Raw genomic sequence first — 19,935 nt, 5'->3', positions numbered from 1 at the left:
AAATAAAATCCGTGGATTTTTTATGAAGTTTAGAAGCCGCTCAAATGCGGCTTCTTTTGTTTGATATGGTCAGAAGTCAATCTGTTAGCAGAAAACGTTAGGCCTTCAGACTGGCAAATTGAGCAAAATAGTCAGGGAAGGTTTTCGAGGTGCAGTCAGGATCGTTAATAGTGATCCCGCAATCGGCAAAGGCCAGCATGGAGAAGCACATGGCCATGCGGTGATCGTTATAAGTGTCAATCTCTGCGGTATTCAGCACCGCTGGCGGCGTGATTTGAATATAATCATGTCCCTCTTCGACTAACGCGCCGACTTTACGCAGCTCAGTTGCCATCGCCGCCAAACGGTCGGTCTCTTTAATGCGCCAGTTATAAATGTTACGAATGGTGGTTGTGCCCTTAGCAAACAATGCTGCGGTAGCAATGGTCATCGCCGCATCGGGAATATGATTCATGTCTAAATCAACCGCAGTTAACGGCGCGCCACGGGCAATAATATAATCATCGCCCCACTCAATATCAGCGCCCATTTTTTCCAGCACATCGGCAAATTTCACATCGCCTTGAATGCTTAAACGGCCAACACCAGTGACTTTCACCTCACCGCCTTTGATGGCACCCGCCGCTAAAAAGTAAGATGCGGAAGAGGCATCCCCTTCTACTAACACTTTACCCGGTGACACATACTGCTGCCCGACGGGGATCTCAAAGCGTGCGTAATCATGATTGATAACCTTAACCCCAAACTGCGCCATCAGCGCTAAGGTGATGTCGATATAAGGCTTAGAAACCAGTTCTCCCTTAACATGAATATTCACGCTACCCTTCGCAAGGGGCGCAACCATTAACAACGCCGTTAAGAATTGGCTAGACAGATCGCCGGCAATTTCCACATCACCACCATTAAGACCTGTCGCATTAATGGTTAGAGGCGGGAAACCGTCATTTTTTAAATACACAACATTGGCACCAAGTTGCCTTAAGGCATCGACTAAGTCACCGATAGGACGCTCTTCCATGCGCGGCTCGCCAGTTAAGGTAAATTCGCCTCGCCCCAAGGTCAGCGCAGCACACAATGGCCGCATTGCCGTGCCCGCATTGCCTAAAAACAGCGTTTGCGCGCTGTCTGCCGAAATCGTCCCACCTAACCCTATGAGTTCACAGACAGTGTTGTTTTGCGATAAACGGTATTCAACCCCTAACTGCTTTAAAGACGCCAACATGTGGCGAATATCATCGGAGTCGAGCAGATTGGTGAGCGTGGTGGTACCTTTGGCTAAGGTCGCCAATAATAAAGCGCGGTTTGAAATACTTTTTGAGCCGGGAATATTGATCTCACCGCGGACTTGCACAACAGGTTCAAGACGTAATTGCTTCATGACTAAATCTTCTTTCTCTTTGGGCGTGATTGATGTCATCACGCGAACTGAATAGGCTAATGGCAACTTCACGCTACAGAACGTCAAGTTTACGTTACTAATAAAAGGAGATTGGGGACCTTGTTGGTGCTTCGTCGTTATAAAATTACCGATAGTGACGCAGGATTCAACCGTTTTTTACTAAAAAATGGCTTTTGAAACCAGAAATTTACTCAAGTCAGCCTAAAAATAACAAAAATACTAAATATAATGGGTGAAATTGTGATCTAAACGCTTTTTCGGCAGGCTTTTTTGCCAGACTAATTGGTCTCTAAACACCATTTTTACTTTAAAGTTTTCATCTATTCACGTTATCCTAGGTTTCAATCGATAAATCACGCACATCCTATGTGATTCATGCTGTCGCTTAATAACTAGAAAGGTAGATGGAGCTATGTTTAACTCACTCATCGCAATGCCTGCGGATCCGATCCTCGGCTTGTTGACCCAGTACCGCGAAGACACACATCCACAGAAAGTAGACTTAGGTGTCGGTGTTTATAAAGACCCCGCGGGAAACACCCCCATTCTCAATTGTGTAAAAAAAGCCGAGAAATTTCGTTTAGAAACGGAGACGACAAAGGTCTATATCGGTCCAACCGGCTCGCCTCAGTTTAATACCCTGATGACACAATTAGCCTTTGGCAGTGATCATAGCGCGATTATCGCTAACCGTATTCGTACAGTTTCCACACCAGGTGGTACGGGCGCCCTGCGTGTTGCGGGTGACTTTATTAAGCGTTGCAATCCTAATGCGGTATTGTGGGTCAGCGATCCCACATGGGCTAACCATACCGGTTTATTCGAAGCTGCTGGGATTACAGTAAAAACTTATCCCTATTATGACTACGATAGTAAATCATTGAAATTTGATGAGATGCTTGCTGCATTATCGCAAGTGAGTCCTGATGATGTGGTGTTATTTCACGCCTGCTGCCATAACCCAAGTGGGATGGATTTGACCACTGAGCAATGGGATAAAGTGGTTGCCCTCACCAAAGAGCAAGGTTTTACCCCGCTTATCGACATGGCCTACCAAGGTTTTGGCGATGGTGTTGATATTGATGCCTACGGCGTTCGTAAAATGGCTGCAGCCGTTGATAATATGATCCTGTGTAGTTCATGCTCGAAAAACTTTGGTCTGTACCGTGAGCGTATCGGTTCTTGCTCTGTGGTTGCCAAAGATGCCAATACCGCCAATATCGCGCAATCTGTACTGCTTTATGTGGTTCGCTGCCTCTACTCCATGCCGCCAGCCCACGGCGCGGCGATTGTTGAGACGATTTTAGGATCAAAAGAATTAACTCAAGAATGGCTTGATGAGCTCAAAGTGATGCGCGATCGTATCAATGGTAACCGCGCGATTTTAGTTGAAAAACTCAAAGCCAATGGTGTTGATCGCGACTTTAGCTTTATCGCTCGCCAAAAAGGCATGTTCTCCTTCCTAGGGGTTAATCCTGAGCAAGTGGCGCGTCTACAGAAAGAATTTAGCATTTATATGGTAGGGTCAAGCCGCATTAGCATAGCAGGCATTAGCGAAGACAATGTGGATTACTTAGCTAAGTCGATTGCCAAAGTGCTTTAAATACACGCTTTAAATACAAGTGCTTTAAATACACGCGATTTAGTACTTTTTAACCATCTAGTTACTCTGCTGTATTCTCTATCTAGGATGCAGCAGAGTTATCTATCGCTTGTAAATATTACACTCAAGTTCTATTTAGTTTGGATTGACGAGTCTTCCTTTTCGTTTCTCCCCAAAAAACCTCATAAGCCACGCCATCGTCACCCTTTAAGCATTTATTTTCAATCGTAAAACCCTATTTGAATGATGTTGACTCCACGGTCTTATCACAATAAACCGCACGTTGTGATCTCAATCGGCGGATTTCCATTTTATAAATCTGGGCTACGGCTATTTTCACTTTTTAAAGCCAGAGCCACTGAGTAAATTAATCGTCATTATTAAGCTTGTGGATATTCCGCCATGTTATTACAAGATAAATTAATGCAAATTGTCACTAAGTCGCAGCTTTCACCTAAGCAAAAATCTAACTATTTAACGTTGGAGGCTGAGGCAAGTTTGCCCTACATGCCTATATCGACTGAGGTAAACGCGGCGATGAATGATGGCGTGATCTGCGATATGTTTGAAGGCCATACACCGTTTAAACCGCGCTATGTATTGCCAGATTATGCCCGTTATCTTCAGCAAGGCTCTGAATATTTAGAACTTTCACCTGCACAGGATGTAGATGAAGCCCTCAATGCCTTAACGATTCTGTATCACCATGTGCCATCGGTGACCAATATCCCCGTGTATTTGGGTCAGTTGGACGACATTTTGATGCCTTTCGTGGAAGGAATGGATGCGGATGTCCTTTATCGTAAACTAAAGCTGTTCTGGATCATGCTAGACAGAACCCTGCCCGACGCCTTTATGCACGTCAATATTGGCCCGACAGACAACATTGTTTGCCGTACTCTACTGCGCATTGATGCCGAGCTCAAACAAGTTGCCCCCAATTTGACCTTTATGTATGACCCCGCCGTCACGCCGGATGAATTATTGCAAATTGCGGCCACCAATATTTGTCAGTGCAGTAAACCGCATATCGCCAACTATCCTCTGCATGCCAGTGCATTTGACAAGCGCGGCTTTGGTATTGTGAGTTGCTACAATGCCTTACCATTAGCTGGCGGCGCTAATACCTTAGTTAGACTCAATCTGAAAGAAGTGGCATTGAAGGCCACGTCAATCAATGATTTTTTTGAGCGAGTCTTGCCCTATTACTGCTCACTCACCTTCGAACTTATCGAGGCGCGCTCAGCATTCTTACATCAAGAGTCGCACTTCTTTGATAGCTTTTTAGTTAAAGAACAATTGATTGATGAATCGCGCTTTGCCCCCATGTTTGGTATTTATGGTATGGCTGAAGCGGTGAATATTCTGCAAGCTCTGATGACAAATGAGGCAGACACATCATCTGAATCAAACAAACCCACAGGCTATGGCCATAGCATGGATGCAAACCAACTTGGCTACCGTATTTCTGCCGCCCTCGATACCATAGTAAAATCCACGCCCGTCACCTATGGCTACCATGGACGAGCGCTGCTGCATTCACAAGGCGGTATTAGCCTCGATAAAGACGTGACGCCAGGTGTTCGTATTCCCTATGGCACGGAACCCAATCCCATCGCTCATATTCAAGCCCTCGCGCAGCATCACCAGTATTATACGGCGGGGATTAGCGATATTTTGACTATCGATGAAACTGTCAAATCGAATCCTCAAGCCATGTTCCAACTGTGTAAAGCGGCACTGGAGTTAGGCTTTAGGGAATTTACCGCCAATGTGGCCTCTAACGATTTAATGCGCGTCACTGGCTATATGGTAAAACGCTCTGATATTGAAGCATTTAAACAATGCGGCTCGCGCCTTAATACCACGGGTTTAGGGGCTGAAGCTGCACAGAATACCGGCATATTGCAACGCCAAGCACGCGTTATTGCCCATGAGCACTCCCCCTGTGTTGTTAACTAAACCGGTCATGAATAAACAGGCAATTGTCAGCCAACTATTGCCGTTTTCCTGCGTCGACGGGCCTGGCAGCAGGCTCGTGTTATTCTTGCAGGGCTGCAACTATCAATGTAAAAACTGCCATAACCCACATACCATCGGCTTATGCGATGGCTGTGGCGATTGCATTGCCACCTGCCCTGACAAGGCGCTGACATTGATAAACGCTAACAATAAGCATCAGATCCATTGGGATAAAGACCGTTGTAGCCAGTGCGATACTTGTCTTTCAGTGTGTCCAAAACAAGCCAATCCCAAAGTCACCCGACACACTGTGGAAGATATCTTGGCGATTCTTCACCATCAGCGTCACTTTATTAACGGCATTACGGTGAGCGGCGGCGAAGCAAGTCTACAACTGCCATTTATTATTGAATTATTTAAAGCGATTAAGGCCTCAACGTCGTTATCACAGTTAACCTGTATGCTTGATACCAATGGCAGTTTGAGCCTCACTGGCTGGCATAAACTGCTGCCCTTTTTAGACGGCGCTATGGTGGATCTTAAAGCGTGGCAACGAGATACCCATAGATACATTACTGGGCGAGATAACCATGCGGTGTTCAAATCGATTAACCTCTTGGCGCAGCGGCAAAAACTGTATGAAGTAAGGTTGCTGCATATTCCAGGTATTACGGATTTTGAACAGGAGATAGACGCGCTATCTAGCTATTTACTGACACTCGGCGCCGATACGCGGTTGAAATTAAACGCCTTTCACCACCATGGCGTGGTTGATGAGGCGTTAACTTGGCCAAGTTGCACACAAACCGATATGGAAGCCTTAGCAGCCTCCCTTGCCCAGCGAGGTTTAACAAATATCGTGTTACCGTCCATCTACCTTTAACGGCTACAAAGCAGGATCTGCTCGTACAACCAACGTAGTGCGGGATCCTTCATACTTTGTTTATGCCATACGAGGCTATAAGCCACTTTTCCATATTCGATGGGTAACGGTTTCACGGTTAAGCCTTTGGCTTGGCTCGCGATAGATGCCCAGCGGCGCGAGCAGGTAAACAGCAGTTCACTGTGGTGACACATTAACGCCGCACTGCCAAAGTCTGGCACCGAAATGGGGACTGCACGTTTTTTAGATTGCTGAGCGAGTAAAATATCAAAATAGGGCGTACTCAGATCTGTATCTGTGATGCCTATATGGCTGAAGCTGAGATAATCATCAAAGCTGATATGCGATTGTTTGGCCAAGGGATGTGATGAGTTCATTAGGCAAATCATTTCATCGCTGAATAAGGTTTCCCACACTAGATCATCTTGCGAAGGATTAGGCTGACTCAGATCATGGGGTAACAGTACAAAATCTAACGAGCCATTAATGAGTCCATCAAAACCGATATTGTCTTTGCTGTAAATATCGAGATGAATATGGGGCGCCAAACTCAAAATATGGGCGCTAAGTTTGGCGGCCAGCAGTTCAAAGGTGCTTTCACGCATTGCAAGCGAAAAACGTCCCTCATAGTTTATTGGGGTAAACGCATCTTGACTCATGATCTGATTCATATCATTGATCATCTGCTGCACGCTTGGGCCTAATCGTTTGGCTAAAGGTGTTGCAACCAGTGAATTACCATTACGGTAAAACAGTTCATCATTTAAACTGTCTCGAAGTTGACTTAAGGTTTTACTGACAGATGAAGGGCTTAAGCATAAGCGCTCAGCGCTGGCGGTAACGCTCAGAGTATCGAGCATCACATGTAAAGTGATTAAGTGCTTCATACTAATACGCGAAAGCTTGGCTAAATCCATTAATAGTTTCCTAGTAATTTATCTTATGGTAAAAATCAAAATATCAACTTTTAATGATGATAAACAATAAGATAAAACTTACCCATAGATTACTATGTATATTGGTCTGTTATGCGTGCCGGCTCACAGGCTTGCTCAGTGCAAGTGCCATTGCCGCAAACTTATCTGGGTTGCATCTAACCAAATCCTGCCAACAAAAAAGCGAATGCACATGTGCATTCGCTTTTTGCGTGTAACAGCTAAAAACTTATCTGCTCTAGGGTGAGCGCGGACTAAATCTTATGATGTTTAGCTGCAAACTCGTTCATAAATGTCACCAGCGCGGCAACACCTTCCAGTGGCATTGCATTGTATAGGCTTGCACGCATACCACCGACAATTCGGTGTCCTTTTAAAGCCACTAAGCCCGCCGCTTCGGCCTCTTTTAAGAAGGCGCCATCAAGGGATTCATCCGCCAGTTGGAAAGTCACGTTCATTTGTGAGCGGTTCGCCGCGACGACACCATTTTTATAGAAAGGATTGGCATCGATACAGGCATACAGCATTTGCGCTTTTTGCTGATTGATTTTCGCGATACTGGCCACACCACCTAAGGATTTGAGCCAGGCAAACACTTCAGCCGCTAAGTACCAGGCAAATGTTGGTGGCGTATTGAACATAGAATCATGCTCTACCGCTAAACGATAATCCATAATGGATGATTGAGTTAAACTCGGCAGTTTCAACATATCATCACGCACGATCACAATGGATAAGCCCGAAGGACCAATGTTTTTCTGTGCGCCAGCATAGATTAAGCCATAACGGCTGACATCAATTTCACGAGACATAATGGTAGATGATAGGTCGGCGACAATCGGCCATGGACTGTCTAACTCATCAAAAATTTCGATACCATCAACTGTCTCATTTGGGCAGTAGTGCACATAACGGTAATCGGCATCAATGTTATGCAGATCAGGCAGCACTACTGCATTGAGTCCATTATGTTTTTCAACAATGTTAAGGCTATCAATTTGCGCGTCGCCCGCCAGCTTTTGGGCTTCGGCTAATGCCGCAGAAGACCATTGACCACTGACTAAATACAGGGCTCGGCCTTGATTGCCTAAAAAATTATTCACAACGGCAGAGAACTGACCGCGACCACCGCCGTGCATAAACAACACATGATAGTTTTGTGGAATGTGCATCAGCTCGCGTAAATCTGCCTCAGCTTGCTTGGTCAGCGCGATAAATTCCTTACCTCTGTGGCTGACTTCCATCACGGAGACACCTAGCCCATTCCAATCGAGTAATTCCTGTTGTGCTTTTTTCATTACCGCTGCGGGTAACATCGCAGGACCTGCACAGAAATTATAAATCGCGCTCACTGCCACTCTCCTTATTTACAAACCATGATATTAGAATTCATAAAATAAAACGTTGCCATGAAAAAAACGAGCGTCCAATTGGACGCTCGTTTTTATGCTTTCGAATTAGTCTTCGTCTTGCTCGTCGTCAAGCTCTTCATCTTCGTCTAATTCTTCTTCCAGTTCATCCTCTTCCTCTAAAGGCCCTTGTTGAACAGAGTCACCTTCAGCGACAACTGGGACGATTGGCATACCGTTTTCATCCAGCTCGACGTCATCTTCGTCGCCTTGGATCTCATCAATACGTTGCAGACCAACCACTTTCTCATCACTTGCAGTACGGATAATGGTCACACCTTGCGTATTACGGCCGATGATAGACACACCGTTCGCCGGCGTACGCACTAAGGTACCTTTGTCGCTGATCAGCATGATTTCATCATTGCCGCCAACTTGTACCGCGCCAACAACTGCACCGTTACGCTCACTCACCTTGATCGATACCACACCTTTGGTCGCGCGGCTCTTAGATGGGTATTCAGACAGTTCAGTACGTTTACCATAGCCGTTTTCAGTCACGGTTAAGATAGCGCCATCGCCCTTAGGTACGATGAGAGACACCACTTTTTGGCCTTCTTCAAGCTTGATACCGCGAACACCGGTCGCACCGCGGCCCATTGGACGCACGCCCTTGAAGTTGATTTGTGGATTGCCTTCTTCATCTAGCACTGGGTTGCCGTTTTCATCGAGGACGGCCACTTCTTCGCCTTCTTTAAAGCGAACCACTTTACCTTCGTTCGAGAACAACATGATCTCATCATCACCATTGGTGATGTCGACACCGATCAGTTGGTCACCGTCTTTGAGGTTAACAGCGATAATGCCGTTAGCACGTGGGTTGCTGTAAGCTGTCAGCGCAGTCTTCTTCACAGTACCGTTAGAGGTCGCCATGATGATGTACTTGTCCTCAGCGTATTCACGCACCGGCAGAATCGCCGTAATGCGTTCGCCATCGGCCAGCGGCAGCAAGTTAACAATCGGACGACCACGGGAAGTGCGGCTCGCCAGCGGTAACTGATAGACCTTGAGCCAGTACATTTTACCAAAATCTGAGAAGCACAGAATCGTATCGTGGGTGTTCGCAACCAACAGTTTTTCAACGAAATCTTCGTCTTTCACCTTAGTGGCGGCTTTACCCTTACCACCACGGCGCTGGGCTTGGTAATCGCTAAGCGGTTGGTACTTGGCGTAACCTAAGTGTGACAGAGTCACAACCACGTCTTCTTCGTTGATTAAGTCTTCAAGACTCATATCAATTTCATTGGCGTTGATGACAGTGCGGCGCGCATCACCGTATTCAGCAAGAATTTCTTCCAGCTCTTCTTTGATCACTTCCATCAAACGCTCAGGGCTACGCAGAATAAACAACAGACCAGCGATGAACTCAAGCAGCTCTTCGTATTCGGCGATGATCTTATCGTGCTCAAGACCAGTTAAACGGTGTAAGCGCAGCTCTAGAATCGCCTGAGCCTGTTGCTCAGTCAGATAATATAAGCCGTCACGGATGCCGAATTCGGGCTCTAACCATTCAGGACGCGCCGCATCATCCCCCGCTTTTTCAAGCATGCCCTGTACATGGCCGAGCGCCCAGCCCTGCTCAACCAGTTTGACTTTAGCGTCAGCTGGGGTTGGCGAGGCTTTGATCAGCGCAATAATCGGGTCGATGTTGGCCAGCGCGACCGCTAATGCCTCAAGAATATGGGCACGTTCGCGCGCTTTACGCAGTTCGAATACGGTACGGCGAGTCACAACTTCACGGCGGTGCAGGATAAAGCATTCGAGCATTTCTTTTAAGTTGAACAACTTAGGCTGACCATTGGTCAAAGCCACCATGTTGATACCAAAAGAACATTGCATTTGGGTTTGTGCGTACAAGTTGTTCAGGACAACTTCACCCACTTCACCACGCTTAATTTCGATAACGATGCGCATACCGTCTTTGTCAGACTCATCGCGCAGGCCGCTAATACCTTCAATCTTCTTATCTTTAACTAGCTCAGCGATTTTCTCGATGAGTTTCGCCTTGTTCACCTGATAAGGAATTTCGGTGACGATAATACGTTCACGGCCGTTATCTTCGGTTTCGACTTCAGCCAGCGCGCGCATGACTGCGCGGCCGCGGCCTGTCTTATACGCATCGATAATGCCCTTACGGCCATTGATGATCGCCGCCGTTGGGAAATCAGGGCCAGGAATATATTCCATGAGCTGTTCAATCGACAGCGCAGGATCGGCGATCAGCGCTAAACAGCCTTTAACCACTTCCGTTAAGTTGTGTGGTGGGATGTTCGTCGCCATACCCACCGCAATACCCGATGAACCGTTAATCAACAGGTTAGGTACGCGTGTCGGTAATACCGCAGGAATTTGTTCTGTGCCGTCGTAGTTTGGCACATAGTCAACGGTTTCTTTTTCAAGATCGGCAAGGAGCTGGTGCGCTAACTTATCCATCCGGATTTCGGTATAACGCATTGCCGCGGCAGAGTCACCGTCAACCGAACCGAAGTTTCCTTGACCGTCGACTAAGGTGTAACGCAGTGAGAAAGGCTGAGCCATACGCACGATAGTGTCGTATACCGCCAAGTCACCATGGGGGTGATATTTACCGATCACGTCACCGACCACACGGGCAGACTTTTTGTACGGCTTGTTCCAATCGTTCTTCAATTCACTCATGGCAAACAGCACGCGGCGATGTACAGGCTTAAGGCCATCACGCACGTCTGGTAATGCACGTCCTACGATGACGCTCATGGCGTAATCAAGGTACGAATTCTTTAGTTCGTCTTCGATATTAATTGGCGAAATAGATGATGCCAGATCAGTCATAAACTGCTCGTTCCCCTGAAAATTAGCCGACAACGCATAATCCGTATCATTGAGCGGCCCAAAAACGTGATTTGGCATTCTAACACAGTTATTTAATGTCGCCAGACCTATCCTGCGCGAATTGAGAAGGATGTGGCTTAATAGATGAAAACACTGTCAATTTGCACTTTTAAACCCGATAAAATCGGTTGTTAATGGCGAAATTGAGTCCAAGACTTGATTAATATCCGAGCAGAAAAACCGCTCCGCTTCACAAAGTGTTTAAGAATTAATGATAATTGCTGAAATTTCACTCAACCACAAAGACTTAGAATCAGCCAATACTGTGTTTATCCACCATTGTCGTTATAATAGCCGCACTATTCAGCCGCTTTAGGTAATCGCATGCAACAGAATACCAACGTAGACCCACAGGAAATCGCAAAGTTTGAACGTATGGCCGAAACCTGGTGGGATCTCAATGGCGAGTTTAAACCGCTGCATCTATTAAATCCCCTTCGCTTAAACTATATCGATCAAACTGCTGGCGGGATTTTTGGTAAAAAAGTGCTCGACGTCGGTTGCGGCGGTGGCATTTTATCCGAAAGCATGGCGCGCATCGGTGCAGTGGTTGATGGTCTTGATATGGGTGAAGAACCGTTAGAAGTTGCACGCTTGCATGCGCTGGAAACCGGTGTGAGCATCAATTACGTGAAAAACACCGCCGAGGCTCATAGGGAAGATCACCGCGAATACTATGATGTGGTGACCTGCATGGAGATGCTCGAACACGTACCCAATCCCCAATCAGTGATCCAAGCCTGCTGCGATATGGTAAAACCCGGTGGTTTTGTGTTTTTTTCCACGATTAATCGCAATGTTAAATCCTTTGTCGAAACCATTATCGGTGCTGAATATCTACTGAAGATGTTACCGATTGGCACTCATGATCATAATAAGTTTATTAAACCTTCCGAATTGATTGAGTTAGTCGATAACACCGACCTCATCTGTAAAGACGCCCTTGGGATCACTTATAACCCGTTAACAGGGATTTTTAAGTACACATCTAAGGTCGATGTAAACTATATGATTGCAACGCAAAAGGCAGATTAAGATGAGTTTAGCTGAGGTTAAAGGGGTCTTATTCGACCTTGATGGTACTCTTGCCGATACCGCGCCGGATCTGGTTCAGGCCCTTAACCTCAGTTTGTCTGATGTCGGTATTGCAGCAAAACCCTTTGCAGACATGCGTAGCGCCGCCTCCCATGGCAGCTTTGCCTTAGTCGATGCGGCCATTCCAGGCGCAGATGAGGTGCTACGCACCCAAGTCCAGCAAGGACTCCTTGCCCACTATCAAAGGATCAATGGCGACCATTGCCAATTGTTTGAAGGTATTTCCCCACTGCTTGACTGGCTCGAGTTATGCCGCGTGCCATTTGGGGTCATCACCAATAAACCTGCCCGTTTTACTCGTCCCCTGTTACATAAGCTTAAGCTCAGCTCGCGTATGCCGGTAATGATCAGCGGCGATTCGACCCGTTACCCTAAGCCCCATACCGCACCTATGCTATTGGGCGCGCAGCAGTTGCAGTGCAAGCCACAGCAAATCCTTTATTTAGGCGATGCCGAGCGGGATTTACTCGCAGCCCAAGCGGCGGGCATGCTCGGCGGTGTAGCGCTGTGGGGATATTTGGGCGAGGACGATACACCCGATGCATGGCCTGCCTATGCACAGTTTACGACGCCTTCGAATTTACATTCGGCACTAAGCCAAGCGTTAACAAAATAAGCACGAATCAGGATTCGTGCTGATAGCTATTAATAGAATTAACGCTATGGGTCAATCCCCGCGATCGTGATCGCTGCTTATTTTAGCGATCGATCACACTGCGGGATCGGAATAAAAATTCGCCATATCAGACGCACGCTAATCTCAATTTGAGCTACAGGGTTAGTCATTACTAACGCATTTTTTTATCCTCAAGATATCCACAAGATACCCCCTAAATTGAGACTTGCAAATAATAGCAAACCTCACTATCTTGTATCTCAGATTATTTAAAACACCATATCTTGTGTATAGGTAGCAATCAGACACACTAGAAGTTCCCCGCTAAATCGACTATTTTCACCATAGTCAACAGTATTAAGGGTTTTCAGGTTGATTGTTTTACAAGGAAACGTACGGTGACTTAGTTCACCTGAACAGATATCAGAACCAAGGCCTCTCTTCAATGAATAGCAATATGACAGTTACAAAACGCTGTGGTGCACGTGAGACAATTGATCTCGACAAAATACACCGCGTAATTACTTGGGCAGCCAAGGGATTAAAAAACGTTTCTGTTTCTGAAGTTGAACTTCGCACGCATTTACAGTTTTTCGATGGGATCCCAACCGAAGCTATCCACGAAACGATCATCAAATCTGCGGCGGATTTAATTTCCCCTGAGTCACCCGATTATCAGTTTCTGGCTGCGCGTTTAGCCGTATTCCATTTGCGTAAGAAGGCTTTTGGTCAGTTCGAGCCGCCCAAGTTATATGACCATGTCACTAAGCTGGTAGAGCTGGGTAAGTATGATATGCATATTCTGCAGGATTACACCCGCGAAGAACTCGATATTATGGACACTTATATCGACCATTGGCGCGATATGAACTTCTCTTACGCAGCCGTTAAACAGCTTGAAGGTAAATATCTGGTTCAAAACCGCGTCACCCACGAGATTTATGAGAGCGCCCAGTTCCTCTACATTCTGGTGGCGGCCTGTTTGTTTGCCCGCTATCCAAAAGCTACGCGTCTGCAATACGTCAAAGATTTTTACGATGCGGTATCGACTTTTAAGATTTCACTACCAACGCCTATCATGGCGGGAGTGCGTACCCCGACTCGTCAGTTTAGCTCATGCGTACTGATTGAATGTGGCGATAGCTTGGATTCAATCAACGCGACAGCATCATCTATCGTAAAATACGTAAGCCAACGCGCTGGTATCGGTATCAACGCCGGTCGTATCCGTGCATTAGGAAGCCCAATCCGTGGTGGCGAAGCCTTCCACACGGGTTGCTTACCTTTCTACAAGTATTTCCAAACTGCGGTGAAATCGTGCTCGCAAGGCGGCGTGCGCGGCGGTGCAGCAACCCTCTTCTATCCTATTTGGCACTTAGAAGTTGAATCGCTGCTAGTACTGAAAAATAACCGTGGCGTTGAAGATAACCGTATCCGTCATTTAGACTACGGCGTGCAACTGAATAAACTGATGTATCAACGTCTGATCAAAGGCGAAAATATCAGCCTGTTCAGCCCATCGGACGTACCCGGTCTTTACGATGCCTTCTTTGAAGATCAAGCCGAATTTGAGCGTTTATATCTGCAATATGAGCAAGACAGCAGCATTCGCAAAAAGACATTAAAAGCGGTGGATCTGTTCTCACTGATGATGCAAGAACGTGCTTCAACGGGCCGTATCTACATTCAAAACGTGGATCACTGTAACACCCACAGTCCATTTGACTCAAAAGTTGCACCGATCAGACAGTCTAACCTCTGCCTTGAAATCGCGCTGCCGACTAAGCCATTGAATAACATTGACGATCCAAACGGCGAAATCGCCCTTTGTACACTGTCGGCATTAAACCTGGGGACAATTACCGATTTAGCGGAATTGGAGCCATTAGCTGATTTAGCCGTGCGGGCCTTAGATAACCTGCTGGATTACCAAGATTATCCAATCAAAGCGGCGCAGATTTCGTCGATGAACCGTCGTACCTTAGGGATTGGTGTTATCAACTTCGCTAACTATTTAGCGAAGAATGGCATGAAGTACTCCGATGGTAGCGCGAACAATCTGACTCACAAGACCTTTGAAGCGATTCAGTTTTATCTGCTCAAAGCGTCAATGAATCTGGCGAAAGAAAAAGGTGCGTGCCCATTATTTAATGAGACGACTTACGCTCAAGGTATTTTACCTATCGATACCTACAAACGTGACCTAGATAAGATTTGCAGTGAGCCATTGCATTTAGACTGGGAAGCGCTGCGTAACGACATTAAAGAGTATGGTTTACGTAACTCGACATTGTCTGCACTGATGCCGTCTGAGACTTCATCACAGATCTCAAACGCCACCAACGGTATCGAACCGCCACGCGGCTTGATCAGTGTGAAAGCCAGTAAAGATGGCCAGTTAAAGCAAGTGGTACCCGATTTTGATGAGCTGAAATACAACTACGAGCTGTTATGGCAAATGCCAAGCAACGAAGGTTACTTACAGCTTGTGGGTATCATGCAAAAGTTCGTTGACCAAGCGATTTCGGCCAACACAAACTATGATCCAGCGCGTTTTGAGGGCCGTAAAGTCCCAATGCAGACCCTGCTAAAAGACTTACTCAATGCCTACAAGTTAGGTGTAAAAACGCTGTACTACCATAACACTCGCGATGGTGCATCGGATCAACACGATGACATTACCAACATAGAGAAAGAAGATGACGGCTGTGCTGGCGGCGCTTGCAAAATCTAATCTTCAATGTTAACGGTTGCGGGATCCCAATGGGATCCCGACTTATTGGAATACTCGTACCATGACCTACTCTACTTTTTGCCAAACACCCAACGATGCCACCCGTGAACCCATGTTTTTCGGACAATCGGTAAACGTCGCACGTTATGACCAACAAAAATATGAAGTGTTTGAAAAACTAATTGAAAAGCAGCTGTCTTTCTTCTGGCGCCCAGAGGAAGTCGATGTGAGCCGCGATAAAATCGACTACAACTCACTACCCGATCATGAAAAGCATATTTTTATTTCGAACCTGAAATACCAAACGCTGCTCGATTCAATTCAAGGTCGCTCGCCTAACGTAGCTTTTTTGCCATTGGTGTCACTGCCTGAGTTAGAAACCTGGATTGAAACCTGGTCATTCTCCGAGACCATTCATTCGCGCTCATACACTCACATTATTCGCAATATCGTCAACGATCCTTCAGTGATTTTTGACGATATCGTGGTGAACCATGAGATCCTGCGCCGTGCCACAGACATTGCAGAGTTCTACGATCACCTCATCAAATTAACCCAGACATATCATCTACTCGGTGAAGGCACCCATGTGATTGATGGTGAGCCTTTAGAGGTAAATACCCGCACCCTGAAAAAAGCACTGTACCTGTGCATGATGTCAGTTAACGCGCTCGAAGCCATTCGCTTCTACGTGAGCTTTGCCTGCTCATTTGCCTTCGCTGAGCGTAAGCTTATGGAAGGTAACGCGAAAATTATTCGTCTTATCGCCCGTGACGAGGCGCTGCACTTAAACAGCACCCAGCATATCTTAACCATTATGCAGGGCGGCAAAGACGATCCTGAGATGGCCGAGATTGCCGCAGAATGCCAACAGGAAGCCTATAACCTGTTCCTAAAAGCCGCCGAACAAGAAAAAGAATGGGCAAAATACCTGTTCAAAGACGGCTCAATGATCGGTCTAAACGAGCAGATCCTCTGCCAATATGTTGAGTACATTACCAACCAACGGATGAAGTCAGTTAACCTGCCGCTACCTTACGCAGAACAAACTAACCCACTGCCATGGATGAAAAACTGGCTAGAGAGTGACGCAGTGCAAGTGGCCCCACAAGAAGTGGAAGTGTCATCCTATCTGGTCGGCCAAATTGATGCAGCCGTCGACAGTGATGAATTTCTTGATTTCGATCTCTAATCACTTTTGATTGTGAAATGACTAGATTACGAAATGACTAAGTCGAACCAGCTAAAGAGCCATCCATTGAATAATCCCTTTGCCAAGGCGCCCATTGTGCGCCTGCAAGGGCAACCTGTGCTGCTATTTACCCCGCAGCACGGCTCTTTACTGCAAGCTCTTGAGGCCAAAAAAGTCAGAATTTTCTCTGAATGTCGTAGTGGCTTTTGTGGTGCCTGTAAAACAAAAGTGCTTAGTGGTCGTGTCAGCTATTTAACCGAGCCTCTAGCCGATCTCAATGCCGACGAATGTCTGCCCTGCTGCTGTATACCCAGCGAAGATTTAGAACTCGACTTATCGCCCGAAGGCGCTGCCGTGGTGACCTATTCTTGCAACACCCGCGCTCAGTCTACATCTACACGTAAAACCGCCAACCTAAAAGCCGTGCCACAGCAAGAAGTGGTCGAAGAATAGCAGAGTCGTCTACTATTGGTTGTTATTGACAAACATCCTCCTGCATAACACCTACTGATTAGCAAAAAACAACATCTTTACAGCTTCCCAAACGCTTTATCGCTCACTCTTGTTAGCTTGCCAAAAGATCATTATGTTATTGCTTTCCAATTATTTTTATTTTGTATTAGGTGGACCAGTTTATGCCAAGGAGAGCTATGGATAAGTTAATCGCAATCAGCTTCCTGCTTGTGTCAATGAGTGCATTTTCGAGTGAAGATAACCTCGTTGCCGAAATGAAAGACATGGATAGTAAGGTATTTGATTCATTTAATCGTTGTGCCGATGAGCAACAACTCAAGCTGCACGAAAGTTACTTTGCAGATAAGGTCGAGTTTTACCATGACAACGGTGGTGTCACTTGGGATCGCCAGTCGATGATCAACAACACTAAAAACTATGCCTGTGGTAAATACACCCGCTCACTGGTTGAAGAGAGCTTTCAAGCCTATCCCATCAAGGACTTTGGCGCGATAACAGAGGGTGTACATAAATTTTGCAGCCAAGAAACTGACAGTTGTGACGGCAAAGCCAAATTTTTAATGGTCTGGCAACACACCAATGGCCAGTGGCAAGTCACTAGAGTCGTCAGTTATGGGCATTTACCCAACTAAGCAAATGGCCCACTCATATAGATAAGCGCTTATCTTCATATCAATCAACAAAAAAGCCTGAGTCTGACTCAGGCATTTTTTAGGATAAACCGCTTAAAACTACAGCAGCATAGCAAGCTCGGCGCCTTGACGAATGGCCCGTTTTGCATCCAGCTCAGCGGCAACATCAACACCCCCAATCAAATGCACAGGAATGCCCGTTGCTTTCATCTCATCGACTAAGGTGCGGTTAGATTCTTGTCCGGCGCAGAGGATAACATTATCCACGGCCAATACTTCAGTTTGCTCACCAACCCGAATATGTAGGCCAGCGTCATCAAACTTTTCATAGTTGACGCCGGTTTTCATCTTCACATCATGCTGTTTTAACACTAAACGGTGGATCCAACCGGTGGTTTTACCTAAGCCTTGGCCCATCTTTGAAGTCTTGCGTTGCAGCAAATAAACTTGTCTGTGATCGCTATTATCGACTTCAGGCTCGGCTAACCCACCCGCATGCTGATATTGCTTGTCTATACCCCACTGCTTTAACCATTTTTCAGGATTGAGGGTGCTAGACTCAGATTCGCAGAGGTAATGCGCCATATCAAAGCCAATACCGCCAGCACCAATCAGCGCGACTTTGTCACCAATCGCAGTTTGGCCCGTCAGTACCTGCTGATAATCGACCACTTTGGGGCTATCAAATCCTGGCAAGCTCAACTCGCGCGGGACCACGCCGGAAGCAATAACAATTTCATCAAACGTTTCGGTTTCCAGTACCTTAGCATCCAAGCGGGTATTTAAGCGCAGATCAATTTTATACAGTTTAATTTGATTGAGGAAATAACGAATTGTCTCGTTAAACTCTTCTTTTCCTGGGATTTTACGTGCCAGATTAAACTGACCACCCACCTCAGATTTCGCCTCAAAAAGCACGACTTCATGACCACGCATCGCTGCATACACCGAAAATGCCATGCCTGCGGGACCCGCGCCCATCACTGCAATTCGCTTCTTTTTATTGGTAGGTAAAAAGTTAATTTCGGTCTCGTAACAGGCACGAGGGTTGACCAAGCAGGTGGCACGTTTCAGAGAGAAGGTATGATCTAAACAGGCCTGATTACAACCAATACAGGTATTAATCAGCTCTGGCGTATTGGCCGCCGCTTTATTCACAAACTCAGGATCAGCTAGGAACGGCCTCGCCATAGATACCATGTCCGCTTGACCAGAGGCGATGATTTGCTCGCCAATCTCAGGCGTATTAATACGATTTGTGGCAATCAAGGGCACTGAAACCGACTTCTTAAGTTTTTCAGTTACCCAAGCAAAGGCGCCGCGGGGCACGCTAGTCGCAATGGTTGGCACACGGGCCTCATGCCAGCCAATCCCAGTATTAATAATCGACACTCCCGCATGTTCAAGCCATTTGGCCAGTTGCACAACTTCGTCCCAGGTGGAGCCGTTATCGACTAAGTCGAGCATAGATAAACGGAAAATAATGATAAAGTCTTTGCCTACTTTAGCGCGGATGGCATTCACAATTTCAATTGGGAATTGTGCGCGTTTTTCAAAACTACCGCCCCATTCATCGGTGCGCGTATTGGTCCGGGAACTGATAAATTGGTTGATCAAATACCCCTCAGAGCCCATCACTTCAACGCCATCGTACCCTGATCTTTTTGCTAAGGCGGCAGAACTGGCGTAATCCTTAATGGTGGCGCGTACTTGACGGCTCGACATGGCAGAAGGCATAAAGGGAGTAATCGGCGATTTGATTTTACTCGGTGCCTGCGAAAAAGGATGATAACCATAGCGCCCAGCATGCAGGATTTGCATACAGATTTTACCACCGGCCTCATGCACCGCTTTAGTCACAATGCGGTGCTTGCCCACTTGCCAGGGGAAACTCAACTGACAAGCATGGGGAGTCAATCGACCACGTAGGTTTGGTGAAATTCCGCCAGTGACGATCAATCCTACGCCGCCCAACGCGCGCTCTTTATAAAACGCTGCCAGTTTCTCAAATCCGCCCTTTTCTTCTTCTAACCCCGTGTGCATGGAGCCCATCAACACACGGTTTTTGAGCTGGGTAAATCCCAGATCTAAGGGTTCTAATAAATGGGGAAACGACATTCAAACATCCTT

Annotated in this window: 14 protein-coding genes; 9 read left to right on the top strand and 5 right to left on the bottom strand. The window is 46.5% G+C overall.

From position 1 onward, the window contains the following. Positions 1-97: 97 nt before the first annotated feature. Entirely contained in the window at positions 98-1,378 is a 1,281-nt protein-coding gene (gene aroA / locus M0413_RS12730) for a 3-phosphoshikimate 1-carboxyvinyltransferase (RefSeq protein ID WP_249554472.1), read from the bottom strand. A gap of 433 nt (positions 1,379-1,811) precedes the next feature. Here aroA and M0413_RS12725 point away from each other — a divergent pair, with 433 nt between their 5' ends. The 3 genes from M0413_RS12725 to M0413_RS12715 all read left to right on the top strand — a co-directional run bounded on the left by M0413_RS12725 (position 1,812) and on the right by M0413_RS12715 (position 5,847). Beyond that, the gene (locus tag M0413_RS12725) at positions 1,812-3,002 is read left to right on the top strand and encodes an amino acid aminotransferase (protein ID WP_249554456.1); all 1,191 of its coding nucleotides are present in this window, start codon (positions 1,812-1,814) and stop codon (positions 3,000-3,002) included. A gap of 402 nt (positions 3,003-3,404) precedes the next feature. Continuing rightward, the gene (locus tag M0413_RS12720; protein ID WP_249554453.1) at positions 3,405-4,964 is read left to right on the top strand and encodes a YjjI family glycine radical enzyme; all 1,560 of its coding nucleotides are present in this window, start codon (positions 3,405-3,407) and stop codon (positions 4,962-4,964) included. Next, positions 4,936-5,847: a YjjW family glycine radical enzyme activase gene (locus tag M0413_RS12715; RefSeq protein WP_249554451.1), complete on the top strand. Its 912-nt coding sequence runs from the start codon at positions 4,936-4,938 to the stop codon at positions 5,845-5,847. Before M0413_RS12720 ends, M0413_RS12715 begins: the two co-directional genes overlap by 29 nt. Here M0413_RS12715 and M0413_RS12710 read toward each other — a convergent pair. From M0413_RS12710 to gyrA, 3 genes are all read right to left on the bottom strand, one after another. Further along, the gene (locus M0413_RS12710; protein ID WP_249554449.1) at positions 5,844-6,764 is read right to left on the bottom strand and encodes a LysR family transcriptional regulator; all 921 of its coding nucleotides are present in this window, start codon (positions 6,762-6,764) and stop codon (positions 5,844-5,846) included. The two genes, M0413_RS12715 and M0413_RS12710, sit on opposite strands and share 4 nt — an antisense overlap. 272 nt (positions 6,765-7,036) lie before the next feature. After that, a complete protein-coding gene (gene serC / locus M0413_RS12705; protein ID WP_088585605.1) occupies positions 7,037-8,134 on the bottom strand; it encodes a 3-phosphoserine/phosphohydroxythreonine transaminase in 1,098 nt (365 codons plus the stop codon). A gap of 105 nt (positions 8,135-8,239) precedes the next feature. Beyond that, a complete protein-coding gene (gene gyrA, locus M0413_RS12700; RefSeq protein ID WP_069455447.1) occupies positions 8,240-11,002 on the bottom strand; it encodes a DNA gyrase subunit A in 2,763 nt (920 codons plus the stop codon). Between the two features lie 384 nt (positions 11,003-11,386). Between gyrA and ubiG the strand changes: the two genes are divergently transcribed. The 6 genes from ubiG to M0413_RS12670 all read left to right on the top strand — a co-directional run bounded on the left by ubiG (position 11,387) and on the right by M0413_RS12670 (position 17,805). Continuing rightward, positions 11,387-12,097 carry a bifunctional 2-polyprenyl-6-hydroxyphenol methylase/3-demethylubiquinol 3-O-methyltransferase UbiG gene (ubiG, locus tag M0413_RS12695; RefSeq protein WP_037418885.1) on the top strand — a complete coding sequence of 237 codons (711 nt, stop codon included), beginning with the start codon at positions 11,387-11,389 and terminating at the stop codon, positions 12,095-12,097. A gap of 1 nt (position 12,098) precedes the next feature. Further along, positions 12,099-12,773: an HAD family hydrolase gene (locus M0413_RS12690; protein ID WP_055648352.1), complete on the top strand. Its 675-nt coding sequence runs from the start codon at positions 12,099-12,101 to the stop codon at positions 12,771-12,773. Positions 12,774-13,218: 445 nt separating this feature from the next. Then, positions 13,219-15,507 carry a class 1a ribonucleoside-diphosphate reductase subunit alpha gene (gene nrdA, locus M0413_RS12685; protein ID WP_037418879.1) on the top strand — a complete coding sequence of 763 codons (2,289 nt, stop codon included), beginning with the start codon at positions 13,219-13,221 and terminating at the stop codon, positions 15,505-15,507. Between the two features lie 61 nt (positions 15,508-15,568). Continuing rightward, a complete protein-coding gene (nrdB, locus tag M0413_RS12680; RefSeq protein ID WP_037418877.1) occupies positions 15,569-16,699 on the top strand; it encodes a class Ia ribonucleoside-diphosphate reductase subunit beta in 1,131 nt (376 codons plus the stop codon). 33 nt (positions 16,700-16,732) lie between these two features. Continuing rightward, entirely contained in the window at positions 16,733-17,152 is a 420-nt protein-coding gene (gene yfaE, locus M0413_RS12675) for a class I ribonucleotide reductase maintenance protein YfaE (RefSeq protein WP_088585608.1), read from the top strand. A gap of 197 nt (positions 17,153-17,349) precedes the next feature. Further along, entirely contained in the window at positions 17,350-17,805 is a 456-nt protein-coding gene (locus tag M0413_RS12670) for a nuclear transport factor 2 family protein (protein ID WP_249554447.1), read from the top strand. 99 nt (positions 17,806-17,904) lie between these two features. On the opposite strand, the gene M0413_RS12665 is transcribed toward M0413_RS12670, so the two are convergent. Continuing rightward, the gene (locus M0413_RS12665; RefSeq protein WP_249554445.1) at positions 17,905-19,923 is read right to left on the bottom strand and encodes an oxidoreductase; all 2,019 of its coding nucleotides are present in this window, start codon (positions 19,921-19,923) and stop codon (positions 17,905-17,907) included. Between the last annotated feature and the right edge of the window lie 12 nt (positions 19,924-19,935).

The sequence above is a fragment of the Shewanella sp. 8A genome (assembly GCF_023475945.1).
Classification (GTDB): domain Bacteria; phylum Pseudomonadota; class Gammaproteobacteria; order Enterobacterales; family Shewanellaceae; genus Shewanella; species Shewanella xiamenensis.
Note: the sequence above shows the minus strand (reverse complement) of the source record. Positions and strands in the feature narration are given on the sequence as shown.

Excerpts from the sequence above, each read along its gene's own strand:
- aroA (WP_249554472.1), bottom strand. The coding sequence starts at position 1,378 with ATGAAGCAATTACGTCTTGAACCTGTTGTGCAAGTCCGCGGTGAGATC.
- M0413_RS12725 (WP_249554456.1), top strand. The coding sequence starts at position 1,812 with ATGTTTAACTCACTCATCGCAATGCCTGCGGATCCGATCCTCGGCTTG.
- M0413_RS12720 (WP_249554453.1), top strand. The coding sequence starts at position 3,405 with ATGTTATTACAAGATAAATTAATGCAAATTGTCACTAAGTCGCAGCTT.
- M0413_RS12715 (WP_249554451.1), top strand. The coding sequence starts at position 4,936 with ATGAGCACTCCCCCTGTGTTGTTAACTAAACCGGTCATGAATAAACAG.
- M0413_RS12710 (WP_249554449.1), bottom strand. The coding sequence starts at position 6,764 with ATGGATTTAGCCAAGCTTTCGCGTATTAGTATGAAGCACTTAATCACT.
- gyrA (WP_069455447.1), bottom strand. The coding sequence starts at position 11,002 with ATGACTGATCTGGCATCATCTATTTCGCCAATTAATATCGAAGACGAA.
- ubiG (WP_037418885.1), top strand. The coding sequence starts at position 11,387 with ATGCAACAGAATACCAACGTAGACCCACAGGAAATCGCAAAGTTTGAA.
- M0413_RS12690 (WP_055648352.1), top strand. The coding sequence starts at position 12,099 with ATGAGTTTAGCTGAGGTTAAAGGGGTCTTATTCGACCTTGATGGTACT.
- nrdA (WP_037418879.1), top strand. The coding sequence starts at position 13,219 with ATGAATAGCAATATGACAGTTACAAAACGCTGTGGTGCACGTGAGACA.
- nrdB (WP_037418877.1), top strand. The coding sequence starts at position 15,569 with ATGACCTACTCTACTTTTTGCCAAACACCCAACGATGCCACCCGTGAA.
- yfaE (WP_088585608.1), top strand. The coding sequence starts at position 16,733 with ATGACTAAGTCGAACCAGCTAAAGAGCCATCCATTGAATAATCCCTTT.
- M0413_RS12670 (WP_249554447.1), top strand. The coding sequence starts at position 17,350 with ATGGATAAGTTAATCGCAATCAGCTTCCTGCTTGTGTCAATGAGTGCA.
- M0413_RS12665 (WP_249554445.1), bottom strand. The coding sequence starts at position 19,923 with ATGTCGTTTCCCCATTTATTAGAACCCTTAGATCTGGGATTTACCCAG.